Source organism: Vibrio sp. HI00D65, from assembly GCF_001635455.1.
GTDB lineage: Bacteria > Pseudomonadota > Gammaproteobacteria > Enterobacterales > Vibrionaceae > Vibrio.
Map to the genome: position 1 here is coordinate 184,665 of NZ_LWEH01000001.1, position 11,863 is coordinate 196,527.

12 protein-coding genes are annotated in these 11,863 nt (G+C 38.1%); 3 read left to right on the top strand and 9 right to left on the bottom strand.

The genetic code is table 11. From position 1 onward, the window contains the following. Positions 1-604: 604 nt before the first annotated feature. Together A3712_RS00775 and A3712_RS00780 are read left to right on the top strand one after the other, a co-directional pair. Positions 605-1,456: a helix-turn-helix domain-containing protein gene (locus tag A3712_RS00775; RefSeq protein ID WP_063521854.1), complete on the top strand. Its 852-nt coding sequence runs from the start codon at positions 605-607 to the stop codon at positions 1,454-1,456. Positions 1,457-1,542: 86 nt separating this feature from the next. Next, positions 1,543-2,880, top strand: coding sequence for an MATE family efflux transporter (locus A3712_RS00780; RefSeq protein WP_063521855.1), 1,338 nt, complete (start codon positions 1,543-1,545; stop codon positions 2,878-2,880). Positions 2,881-2,938: 58 nt separating this feature from the next. Here A3712_RS00780 and A3712_RS00785 read toward each other — a convergent pair whose 3' ends face one another. Continuing rightward, on the bottom strand, positions 2,939-4,291 hold the full coding sequence (locus A3712_RS00785) for a sphingomyelin phosphodiesterase (RefSeq protein WP_063521856.1): 1,353 nt from the start codon (positions 4,289-4,291) through the stop codon (positions 2,939-2,941). Between the two features lie 386 nt (positions 4,292-4,677). Continuing rightward, complete coding sequence (locus tag A3712_RS00790) at positions 4,678-5,100, bottom strand: organic hydroperoxide resistance protein (RefSeq protein ID WP_004737449.1); 423 nt, start codon at positions 5,098-5,100, stop codon at positions 4,678-4,680. 130 nt (positions 5,101-5,230) lie between these two features. Between A3712_RS00790 and A3712_RS00795 the strand changes: the two genes are divergently transcribed. Then, positions 5,231-5,689 carry a MarR family winged helix-turn-helix transcriptional regulator gene (locus tag A3712_RS00795; RefSeq protein ID WP_063521870.1) on the top strand — a complete coding sequence of 153 codons (459 nt, stop codon included), beginning with the start codon at positions 5,231-5,233 and terminating at the stop codon, positions 5,687-5,689. Between the two features lie 573 nt (positions 5,690-6,262). Here the strand turns inward: A3712_RS00795 and A3712_RS00800 are convergent. From A3712_RS00800 to A3712_RS00830, 7 genes are all read right to left on the bottom strand, one after another. Continuing rightward, entirely contained in the window at positions 6,263-7,561 is a 1,299-nt protein-coding gene (locus A3712_RS00800) for an MATE family efflux transporter (protein ID WP_063521857.1), read from the bottom strand. 41 nt (positions 7,562-7,602) lie between these two features. Continuing rightward, a complete protein-coding gene (locus A3712_RS00805) occupies positions 7,603-8,385 on the bottom strand; it encodes a UTP--glucose-1-phosphate uridylyltransferase (RefSeq protein WP_063521858.1) in 783 nt (260 codons plus the stop codon). Then, a complete protein-coding gene (locus A3712_RS28585) occupies positions 8,382-8,999 on the bottom strand; it encodes an acyltransferase (RefSeq protein WP_063521859.1) in 618 nt (205 codons plus the stop codon). Before A3712_RS28585 ends, A3712_RS00805 begins: the two co-directional genes overlap by 4 nt. Continuing rightward, positions 8,999-9,859 (bottom strand): glycosyltransferase, encoded by an 861-nt coding sequence (locus A3712_RS00815; RefSeq protein WP_231891747.1) that lies wholly within the window; start codon positions 9,857-9,859, stop codon positions 8,999-9,001. The genes A3712_RS28585 and A3712_RS00815 overlap by 1 nt, the downstream gene beginning before the upstream one ends. Positions 9,860-9,871: 12 nt before the next feature. Then, positions 9,872-10,351 carry a GNAT family N-acetyltransferase gene (locus A3712_RS00820; protein ID WP_063521861.1) on the bottom strand — a complete coding sequence of 160 codons (480 nt, stop codon included), beginning with the start codon at positions 10,349-10,351 and terminating at the stop codon, positions 9,872-9,874. Between the two features lie 37 nt (positions 10,352-10,388). Further along, the gene (locus A3712_RS00825) at positions 10,389-11,549 is read right to left on the bottom strand and encodes a type III PLP-dependent enzyme (RefSeq protein WP_063521862.1); all 1,161 of its coding nucleotides are present in this window, start codon (positions 11,547-11,549) and stop codon (positions 10,389-10,391) included. A gap of 14 nt (positions 11,550-11,563) precedes the next feature. After that, on the bottom strand, positions 11,564-11,863 hold a 300-nt coding region (locus tag A3712_RS00830), incomplete at its 5' end, for a DUF6271 family protein (protein WP_231891748.1).

Sequence of the window (11,863 nt, forward strand, 5' to 3'; positions counted from 1 at the left end):
CCTACAAAGGGGCTATTGCTAATTTTGACACTCGCATTAACAACTTTATGCTCAAATTTAATAATGAACTACGCGAAAAATGAGGAGGTTGCTTTGCATGTTTTTCAACAAGCAGGCTGTGCTGGTAAGGCTAGGAATCAGGACACCAGTAACTAGCCCATAAAATCTTTTCGTTGGCTACTGTTACTAGCACCTTTGCGACTCGACGCTGAGTAATTCCTACAACGCTATTTACACAGCTATAAAACGTTCTTTCATCACAAAGCGTTGAATATTGATAAACATTCTTTTTATAGTAACGCCAGTACTCGGATAAAGCGCGAATAACGCATGGGGCAAGGTGTGAAAAGGCGGAAAGTATCCAACCGAGTGGCAAGTTTCGATTCCGATTAAACAGTTTAAGCTCACCGTATCTGGTCTCAACCAGAACGCGAAAATGTCGCCTTCTAAGCCTAATTAGGAAGACCCAGTATGTATTGAGGGTTCTCATTCTGGTATTGGTTATATGGGACTTACCGACTCTTAATCAAAATAAAAGCCGTGCAAAATAAAAGTCATTCGATTAATAATAAAGCCATCATCTCCAAGAACGGTTGAAAACTTCATGAGCAATATCACCCTGCCTATTCCAAAAATACCGCTCATTTTAGGAGAACCTTGCCGAGCGCTGGAATTTTCAGGTATCCAAGAAGCACAGTTCATCGAGCCGCATCGTCACGAGTACTGGGAAATCGTGTGGTGTTTGGATAATAGCGGAACGCAGAGCATCGATTTCATCGAATACCAAAACCGCCGCGGCCGTTTCTTTACCATTTCACCGGGGCAGGTTCACCATTCTGAGTTCATGGGCAAAAGCGTTCGCATGTTGATATTCAGCCCCGGCTTCGCTGAAACTAATCCACGCAACACGCAACTGGTGAATACCGTATTTTCTACGATTGATCGTCCACCGTACCTTGATTGCAACGAAGAGGGTTTTCCCTACCTAGAATCAATTTACACACTGCTCCTAGAAGAATGCGAACAAGAGGCGTGCGACTGGGAGCTTGTAGAATCACTCCTTAACAGTTTTTTACGTTACGTATTGCGCTTTTCTAAAAAGCCATCCCAAAAAGGGAAGCAGAAAGATGCTCGCATTGTTCAATTGATCGAATTGATTGAACTGCATTATCGCGAAAAAAAGAAATGCCAGTTCTACTCCGATGCCTTAGCTCTCACCAGCAAACGTCTCAACGAATTAGTGAAGGCGGACAGAGGCAAGACGGTCACGCAACTGATTCATGACCGAATTATATTAGAAGCGAATCGAGAGCTGGTGTTTTCGACCAAATCCGTCAAGACCATCGCCTTTGAATTGGGCTTTGATGACCCTGCTTATTTCAGCCGCTTCTATCGAAAGCAAAAGAGAGAAACACCTGCAGAATTTCGTCACCGATGTTTAGATAGTACAATATAAAGGACGGATAATCCCTTTTATCCACGTTTGAATGTACCAATAATACCCGAAAATAAATTCATCACATTCGGGTATTTTTCTATTCCATGGCTATCAACCTAAACACTGATCCTATTTCAAAATCCTTTTATCAGTATCTATGGCCAGCGCTGACTGGCATGTTAATAAAATCCTTGTTCATAATGGGCGATACACTCATCGTCGGGATGGGCATCGGCTCCGAGGGAGTTGGTGCAATGGCATTAATTGTTGCGCCATTCTCCATTTTTACCGCCATTGCAATGATGGTTGGGATTGGTGGCGCCGCCAAAATGTCGATAGAAGTTGGCAAAGGAAAATCCAGAGCCAGCCAAATCTGGTTTAGTCAATCAATCTTGCTCATAACGCTGCTTTCGAGCATAACGGTTGGAGTTGGCATAGTCTGGCTAGATGAAATTATTGCCTTAATTGGAGCCACAGGCTCTATAGCGAAACATGCTCACGATTATCTGTCTGCGATGCTACCGTTTTTCGTCATCTATTCACTCGCTTGGGTTCTATCCTGCTTTGTGCGCAACGATACAAACCCTAAACTGGCCACTTATGCCATGTCTTTTGGTGCGATAGCTAACCTAGCATGCGATTATTTTTTCATCATAAAAATGGACATGGGAATGGCAGGGGCAGCCTATGGAACGGCAGTCGCACAAACACTAATTGCATTAATTTTGATCACTCATCTCGCCGGAGAGAAAGGCACGTTGAGGCTTAATTTAAAAGGCATCGGATTAAGTAAAGCGAAAGAAATTTTAAGTATAGGTACACCGACTTTCTTTCTTGAACTCACATCAGCAATGACCATTATTTTGTTCAATTATGTCCTACTAAACCAGTTCGGTGAGGGCTACATTATCGCCTACGGTTTGACCACAAACGTTGGTATATTTGCCCTATTTGTCATGGTAGGCATCGCACAAGCATGTCAGCCAATCCTTAGCTTTAATCACGGAGCAGGACGCCCAGAACTCATTGACGAGACTCTAAAACTGGGGGTGAAAGCAGCCATGGGCAGCGGTACGGTCTTTCTGTTAGGTATCTGGCTGTCGGCGCCACTGATTGCCTCAATTTACTTAGGTAATGCGAATGACTTAATCCCAATCGCCGCAAGCGCGCTGACGTTTTACTTCTTTGGCGTACCTTTGATGGGGTTAAACATGGTGATTGCCAACCTGTTCCAAGCCATTGCCAAGCCAAAACAAGCGACGCTTATTTCCTTATGTCGAGGGTTTGTGTTTGTTGCGCTAGGTGTATTACTACTGCCTAAGCTCTTCCCGCAAGACGGCATTTGGGCAAGCATTGTCTTTGCAGAATCGCTCACCGCGGTGATCAGTTTGAGCATGTTGATAAACTACAAACGTAAAGCTCTTTCACCCGCCTATTCTTGATATTAAATAAATCGGGCCTATAGACTTGCTGTAGGCCCGGATAGATTAAAAAAACGACTTATTCACGTTCATCAAAGACGAACTGGCCCTCCACACTGAAGTGATCTGACAAATGCCACTCCCCCCAAGTCTCTTCGCTCACTCGCTGTCTCAACTTAACGGTATTCGTATTTTCAAAGGCTCTGCGGTGCTCTGAACTAACGAGTACATAATCGAGGTACTCAGATTGGGAGCCACCAGAATATTTAGCAGACGCGTATGAGTTTATACTCGGGTCAAATGTTGCTTCTCGATATCCAAGGTAAGTTGGCGGATCAACCTCAAGTGCAGCCAACATAAGCAAGTACTCAATAAAATCGCTATTTTTATCGATGTTAAAGTCACCTGCATAAATGACTGCCTCATCGGCTGGAATTTGCTTAGTCAACATAAAAGTACGTAATAAACCAAGCTGCAAACGACGCAATCTTTTGGCAGCCTTTGTATTGAACGAAGCTAGGTGTGTATTGAAAATATGGTATATTTGACCATTTTTATCGATTTTAGTGTAAACAATTCCTTTATCTGCATAACAATCTGTCCCAGAGCAATGATCAAAAACCAAAGCATCCGTCTCTAAAATTGGGTATCGACTTAACGTCACAACACCACCATCATAGAGTGCAGCGCTATCACCGCCGACAACATCGGTTTGGTAAGGGTATTCCAGCTCTAAAGCGTCAAACATTGGATCTCTCGCGCTCGAAAACGCTTCCTGTAAGACCAAAACATCATAGCCGGACAAACTGTGTTCCATCAGAGCAGCACGAGCATCAATGTCTGAAGAGACAGAAGGAATCATCCATAGGTTATAAGTAGCAACCGTCAGCACATGATCTCGGTACTCCATGTCGGCAATATCATGGTCAGCAATCACAAACTCAACGTCATCAAAGCCAGAGGTATAAACCGCTTTTACTCCGAACTCAGTATGACTACCGTCACCGCGGTTAAGATTGGTCACGTAGGGATTATAATCTGTTTTTAAAACGAACCTTTTATACCCGTAGGAAAGCGTGGTACCAGCCCCATGACCGACTAAACGCAATTGCGCTACCGGAGTACCGGTTTCCTCTATCCATCCTCCATAACCGTTTGCACGTTCAACATGCATAAAATAATCATAAGTTGCACCGTTGACTATCCCGTAATAACGATTAAAGTCAGCAACCTTAACTCGTTGGTAAGCGGGTATGATAATTTGCTCTGAGGTCAAGCGATATTGGTTGCCGTTTTCAACAGGGGCCGTGGCATCCGCGATAAAGTTAATACGGACAGGTTCATCCGTGCGGTTTATGTAGTAGACAGAAGTAGCTAGTGCTTGGAACGTCATTGCCCACAACAAAGCGGCAATAGTCAATGTTCTCATCATTAATAATCCTTATTCGTTGTTACACGTAGACATGCGGGTTCAAGCTAAACCCCATATGCAACTAAGCGCAACGATAAGGAAATCAAAATGTGCGGTGTAACCAAATTGTTACCTTAATGTTAAAATTGTGACATTCTGTTTAAATTTATGACCAATTAATTCCCATGATGAAAAGTTTTAATCTCAAGGCTGAAGCACTAAGCATTGCGTGCACCAGGTAGTTTTTATGACTACTATTAATATCGACCGAAATACACTGCGTTCTCAGAACATTTGAAGCCACCGATCTTAGCCACTAGAGTCGCGTTAAATGTTCTCGCCTAATACCAATATAAAAAGCCTGCGTAATTGCAGGCTTCCTTTTCTTTGTGACATGATAGAACGGCTTAGATCGCTTCTCCATTTACCGTTACTGCGACATTAATGTTGCCACGAACCGCGTTTGAGTACGGGCACACCTGATGCGCGCGACGAGTTAGCTTCAACGCTTCTTCTTGTGACATGTTTAGCTCAACCGCTAGGCTCACCGTCAGTGCAAATCCACCGTCATTATTCGGTCCAATCCCTATTTCTGCAGTAACAGGAGCTGGCTCTATATCCATTTGATCTTCTCGCGCTACGTGCTGAATCGCACTAGAAAAGCATGCCGAATAACCCGCCGCGAAAAGTTGCTCTGGGTTTGTCGCCGAACCCGTTCCCCCCATCTCCTTAGGATAAGCCAGTTCTAACTCCAAAAGACCGTCATTTGTTTTTACTTGACCATTGCGACCAGCCACTGCGGTAGCCTGAGTTTTATAGATTGTAGTCATACTAATTTCCTTTTTAATTTAAGTTGTGCACCATCTAATTGCTAGCAACCTTATATCGAATTAAAGATCGTTGCAACTATATTGCGCACAATTTATTATGTTTTTTTCCATGGATAGCGAGGCAACGCCAATGAGCCAGTGTCACACCGACAACATCATGACCGACGACGATAAACTCTTACTCGAAAACCAAACTTGCTTCCCTCTCTATAGCGCAGCGAATGCGGTGATTCGAGCTTACCGTCCGCTGCTGGACGAGCTTGATTTGACCTACTCACAATATTTAGTGATGATTGTGTTATGGGAGAAAGACGGTGCCAGCGTGAAAGAATTGGGATCACAACTGCATTTAGACTCAGGCACACTCACGCCGTTGCTTAAACGATTAGAAACAAAAGGCTACGTAGAGCGTGGTCGCAGTGAAACGGATGAGCGCGTTCGTGTACTCAATCTAACCGAGCGGGGTCGTGACCTCAGAGAGCACGCCAAGTCAGTGCCAAACGCCATGATGTGCAAAATTTCATTAGAGTTGGATGAAATGATCATGCTGAAGAAACTGTGCGGCAAAGTGCTCGATAATCTGGGCTAACAAAACGGAGCGCATAAAGACGACTTTTAAATCAGAAACAAAAAGCGCCTTAGTCAATGGCTTACTGTTTATAAGCTTTGTGTATCGGCTTGCTCTCAACATTTCTGGTCTTTACTTAGGGAGATCACATCATCTGATTGAATCGATTGCTACTTCACTCGCACTAATCTTGTCATCAGCTCACTCATGGGCATTAACTTAGTGATAGCTAGACTCTTTCAGGCCGCGGCAAGCCCCAAACAAGCAAAACTCATAGCAATTGCTCGCAGTTTTGTTTTCACGGCATTGGGTATCATCATTTATCGAAGCTATTCCCAGAAAAAGGGGAGAGTCTTCTATTTGTTGAAATCTGATCGGCAATCTTCAGCTACAGTGTGTTACGCAGCTGCAGAAAACACTTTGCTAGTTCTTTAGATCAACAGAGCGTTTAAAAGTATCAACCGCAGAAACTAAAAAAGCTCCAATATCGCTATTGGAGCTTTTTTGCTTGATGCCTGTGATATAAGATACCAAACTAAAATTTCAATTTTAAAATTAAAAATTGACTAAGTATAAAAATAACACAGTACAGACCTAAGCGGCTAAGTTGTGTAGCCATTTCCCAGAATTAAAGCGAAAGATAGAAAGGATAAGTTTTAAAAATTCTTCAATCAAAACAATAGAATATATATAAATTACTGACATTGATATTGAATTTAAGTACAAAACAAGAGGCAAAGTAAATAGCCATTGAAAAATAAAATCACACCTCAAACAAAAAAGACCATCACCGCCAGCTCGTATAACACCATTCATCAGCTGTATTGATAAGCTTTTAATGAATATACTAAAGATCATAATATAAAAGAACATATCAGCATCGATAATTAGTTTATTGAAATGGAATAATTTAAAAATTAAATCTTTAGATATTAAAAGTAGCATTGAGATTACAAATGACATTAAAAATGAGCTTATAATTGATATTTTGGCATCTTCAAATATATAATCATTACTTCTATTAGGTATGTTTTTCCCTATTTCTATACCGGTTGATACAGAAAGCCCAATAGTAAAAGAGAGAACAACAGCTTCAATTGGACTAATTATTGACATAATATAGAGAACTTCTTGACCTCGACTTCCTACTAAAATATAAAAAGCGGAAGCACCTACAGCCCATATTACACCTGAAGATGAAGAGAAAAAAGCTTGCTTAAATATTCTAGACATTAAACCTGGTTTGTAACATTTTATTCTCAACAAGCCAAAGAATCGTCTATAAGATATATAAACGATAATTAGACATTCTATTAAAGAGCTTATAACAGTACCATAAGCAGCACCTATTACACCAAGTTTGAAATTATATACCAACACAAAACTAATGGTAATATTAATAAAAACAGAAAAAATCGATATATATGAAGGAGTCCTATAATCACCTTTAATACGAATTAGACTCGATAATGTTAAGGTTACAGAAATAAATATAAGACTAAAAAGAACAATATCTATATAACTAGAGGATAAGGAAAGTATAATTTTATTTTCACTTGAAAATGAAATTATATAATCTTTAATGTAATATACTAAAATGATAATAAGTAGAGCAACCCCGCAGCCAAACCTAAGGGTAAATTTGCTAGAATAGCTTATACATTCAACACTTTCAGAGTTATGAGACATCACATAACTAGCACCTGTTGAGATACCTGATAAAATTATAAAGGCAACAAGAAAAATTTTTGATGCTATACCTACGGCAGAAACACTTTCAAAACTGGATAAAGTTAACAAATATGTATCAACAAATGATTTAGATGAAACAATTAAACTCTGAACAGCGATCGGCAATGCAATAGAGTAAAGATAAAATATTCTTTTTAACATAAAAGTACCAAATGGGAAGCTATTCGCTTCCCATATTAATATTAAGGTGAGATTTCGATAGAATGTTTATAATTTTCATTTAATAAGGAAAATTCAATAAATGTATTTATATATCCCACTTTTGAACCACAGTCATAACTTTTTCCAATCATATAGTAAGCACAGGAGTTATATAGCTCTCTAATTGCTGTTGTTAATTGGACTTCACCTGAAGGGTCTGGAGTTACATTACAAAGTAAATTCCAAATATTTTCTGTAAAAATATAACGGCCAATAGCCGAGAAATTAGAATTTATTTCACCATTGAGAGGTTTTTCAACCATGTTTACAATCTTACTTATAGAACCTGGTGAAAAGGAATTTTTGTTTTCAACATCTATTATTCCATAAGATGAAACTTGATCCCATGGAACATCTTTTACCATCACTTTGCTTAGGTGATCTTGATAAAAGCTTTCTTTCATACTTTTAAAAGATCTATTTGACGGTTTCAGCAAGACATCAGGTAAAGCTACTGCAAAAGGTTTATTTCCGATATAAGGGTATGCACACAACACAGCATGGCCTAAACCCAATGGCTCTTTCTGGTAAATGTATTCAAACTTAATACCTTTATAGCTATCACTGTTTTCAAAATAATCTTTGATAGATTCCTTTCCTGGACCTAAAACAAAAACTATTTCTTTAAAACCTGAGGCAATACATTCACCAACGACATAATCAATAACTGGTTTATCTGTAACGACTAACATTTCTTTGGGGATGCTTTTACTAGCAGGGAACATTCTGGTGCCACGACCTGCTGCTGGGATAACTACTTTCATATTGACTTGATATTTTTGACTACTTTAGCGGGATTACCCATAACAATTGAGTATGCTGGCACATCACGAGTAACAACACTATTAGTTGATACCACTGCATGCTCTCCTACAGTTACACCTTTAAGAATTGTTGCACCTTTTCCTATCCAAGCATGTTCCTTAATTATGACTGGTTTTGATAATATACGTTCGGCTTCATCGCTTTCCCCTCTTCCAAGCAACGGGTGACCATCAGAGTCCATAATCGTAACACCAGGGCCGAAAGTGACATTGTCTTCTACAGTTACAGATTCATAAGAAATAATACACGTACCTTGTAAAACAACATTGTTGGCGATAGAAATAATACCTGGACTTCCATCGTTAACTTTAACTGATGTTAGCTTTATTTTACTATTTGGGAATGCAAGGATATCTCTCGACTCCAGATAACACCTCTCACCAATACTTATAACATTTTTAAATGTATCTTTATTAACAGGAAGGTGATTGTATTTTTTATCATAACACCAGGTAAAAGTGAGATCAGGCTCACCACAGGCAGCACTGGTTTGCCCAAGCAACGAGCTAGAGCCATCAAATCCCGTAAGGTAAATGTTTTTATACAAAGGCATTACATATGCTCCGCATTTAAAAATATTGATTTATTGAGAGAGAAAATTTTATCTTCTATTGGTATACTATAGAAAGATGTTTGCCATATATTATATTTATCATGAATTCTCATTGCTGCATTATTTGCTTCTGCTGCTTTATCACTAACTTCTTTTTCATGAGGCCAGTGAACGGAGCATAAACCTCTATCTACAACAAATTTATTGTTATTCATAAATAATCTGATACCGAGGTCTACATCTTCCCCACCCCATGAATTGAATGACTCATCAAATGCACCAGACTTAATTAATTCCTCTCTTTCTGCTGAAACATGACAAGTCCAAAAAAGATCAAATGGCGCTGGCCAAGATGAAATGTTATAGCCAAATTCATCATATAGTGATTGTCTAATATCTAAAGCATTTAAGTCTTCCATCATAGAAATTAATTGCTCTGTATTTTTATCTTTAAGGTGAGGCTCTATCTCTTCAAGTTTTTCATTCGAAATCTCAAAGCCATACACATATCCGATACAGACAGTAGGGAACTTTGAATTCTCATGAATTTCAATATGTTTATCTATAGCATCTTTTTGTAGAAGCACGCCAGTATCAATAAAAACAATATAATCACCCTCAGCTGCATATAAACCTAAATTTCGAGCTTTTCCAGCTCGAAAGCCATCGTCTTTTTGCCAAATATACCTTAAATTTAATTTGTCTTTGAATAGTTCGCAAACTTGTCGTGAATCATCACTACCACCATCATCAACGACAATAACTTCAAAATTACTATTAGATTGAGAAACCAGAGAAGTTAATGTGTAGCTTAGCAATTGACTTCTATTATAAGTTGGGATAACAACACTTAATTTCATTATTATTTTCTTCTATATTGACAAAATCATATATTCAGAATTATCACCATAGGAAAACATGTTATGAAGTGGTAATTCTTTCTTAAAGTTCATTTTATTCCAAAATTCAGAAGCACCATTAACCGCAACTAGTGAAATAGAGGAAAAATTAAAATCTTTAGATTTTTTTTCAAAAAATCTAAAGAGTATACTCGCTAGGCCCGCCCCTCTTTTCTCAGAAGATAAAGCTAAATCATGAATATGTATATTCTTTGATTTATGAGGTTCGTACTCAATGCTATTTAAAGCAGGGTATGAATTTTTGGGGTATGGCAATGCTATAATATAACCACATATAACCCTATCCATCTCGATAACAAAACAAGTTTTTTTTGAAAAAAATACTTTTGACTCAAGTGAAGCTCTCGGCTCTTCGAATTCAAAGCCATAAGAGTCTCTCTGAATTTTCAATATAAAATCCCAGTCTCGCTTCTCTATCTCTCTTATAATCATAAGTTAATTCTTATATTTTATAATAAATTAAAAATCATCAATTTACGAACTTATGAGTAAGAGGTTCAAAACCATTAAAACCCAAAGTTGTATAGCTAGCAGAATAAGCACCGCATGATAAAATCCAAACTGGATCTCCTGGTTTTAAATCTTTTGGAATACCAATTAACTCTTTTTCACAATTAAATACATCATCGCTATCACATGTCGGACCTGCAATTATCGCCCCAACACGTTCTTCAGATTGGCTGTTAGGAAAAAAAAGTGGGTAAGTCAGTGCATCTGTTTCATAAAGCCCATTAAACTTACCACAATTTAAAAATAGCCAGTTTTGCTTTTGACCATTAGGTTGTACTCGCTCAGTTAAACGCACGACTTGGGTCTTGATTATTCCGAAGTCTGCAACAAGAAATCGTCCAGGCTCCATAATAAATTTTAATGAATATCCAGCAGTTTTTTCTAACTTTTTAATACCTGTCTTAATAGCTAAAATCAAACTATTAATTGGAGGCGTAAGCTTATTACCAGATTTATCTAAATAACCTGAAGCTGGCAACCCCCCGCCTAAATTTATATATTTTAACTGTATACCTTCATCTTTTATTTTTAAAAGTAATATATCTAACTGATCAAATATTTTATCCCAAGACAAAGGGTTCATTTGCTGTGAACCTATATGTAGTGAAATACCAGCTGGAATGAGACCGTTAATTTTAGCTTCTTTAAGAATTTTAATTGCCTCACTCAACGAACAACCAAATTTCTTACTTAACCCCCATACAGCACCTTTGCCATCGGTTGCTATTCGGCAAAAAACATTACTTCCAGGAGCATATTGTGCAATGGCCCTAGTGTCATCGATATTATCGGTTGCAAAATCACGTATACCTAAGTTAAAAGCATTCGAAATTTGAGCATCTGATTTAATAGTGTTTCCATAATGAATTTTATCGACTTTGGTTCCAGTCTTTAGTGCTTGAATAATCTCATTAGGACTTGCAGCATCAAACCCAGAACCTTTATTTGATAAAGTGTTTAGGACTTCGTCAAGAGGGCAGGATTTAATAGCAAATCTTATATCCAAGTTAGGAATTTCTTCCTTAAGTCTGTTATACTGTCTTTCTATATTTTCCCTATCAAATACAATACAGTCTTCTTTTGTACTTTTAAGTACTTCTATTTGTTTATTTGAGATCATACTTACTATATAAATTATCTATTTAAAGCTGTTGAAATTAGATTTGGCCAAATGGAAACCAAGTAAGAGAAATTTTTAAAATCTTCCTTTACTTCATTTAACAAGCTAACTTTTTTCTCTTTCAAATCAGTTGCAAATTTTTCATATCGACCTCCGAGCTTTTCATACTCGTTTATCAAAATTTCTATTTTTTCGTTACAGACATTTTCATTTATCAATATACTCTTATCGATAAAACTTTTAATTAGTTCAACTCTAGGTTCATACTCTTCATTAATTATATTACTGCCATATTTTTCCATGCTCTCATAAAT

What these genes read in the sequence shown, in the direction of transcription:
- A3712_RS00775 (WP_063521854.1), top strand. Translation starts at nt 605, where the DNA reads ATGAGCAATATCACCCTGCCTATTCCAAAAATACCGCTCATTTTAGGA.
- A3712_RS00780 (WP_063521855.1), top strand. Translation starts at nt 1,543, where the DNA reads ATGGCTATCAACCTAAACACTGATCCTATTTCAAAATCCTTTTATCAG.
- A3712_RS00785 (WP_063521856.1), bottom strand. Translation starts at nt 4,291, where the DNA reads ATGATGAGAACATTGACTATTGCCGCTTTGTTGTGGGCAATGACGTTC.
- A3712_RS00790 (WP_004737449.1), bottom strand. Translation starts at nt 5,100, where the DNA reads ATGACTACAATCTATAAAACTCAGGCTACCGCAGTGGCTGGTCGCAAT.
- A3712_RS00795 (WP_063521870.1), top strand. Translation starts at nt 5,231, where the DNA reads ATGAGCCAGTGTCACACCGACAACATCATGACCGACGACGATAAACTC.
- A3712_RS00800 (WP_063521857.1), bottom strand. Translation starts at nt 7,561, where the DNA reads ATGTTAAAAAGAATATTTTATCTTTACTCTATTGCATTGCCGATCGCT.
- A3712_RS00805 (WP_063521858.1), bottom strand. Translation starts at nt 8,385, where the DNA reads ATGAAAGTAGTTATCCCAGCAGCAGGTCGTGGCACCAGAATGTTCCCT.
- A3712_RS28585 (WP_063521859.1), bottom strand. Translation starts at nt 8,999, where the DNA reads ATGCCTTTGTATAAAAACATTTACCTTACGGGATTTGATGGCTCTAGC.
- A3712_RS00815 (WP_231891747.1), bottom strand. Translation starts at nt 9,859, where the DNA reads ATGAAATTAAGTGTTGTTATCCCAACTTATAATAGAAGTCAATTGCTA.
- A3712_RS00820 (WP_063521861.1), bottom strand. Translation starts at nt 10,351, where the DNA reads ATGATTATAAGAGAGATAGAGAAGCGAGACTGGGATTTTATATTGAAA.
- A3712_RS00825 (WP_063521862.1), bottom strand. Translation starts at nt 11,549, where the DNA reads ATGATCTCAAATAAACAAATAGAAGTACTTAAAAGTACAAAAGAAGAC.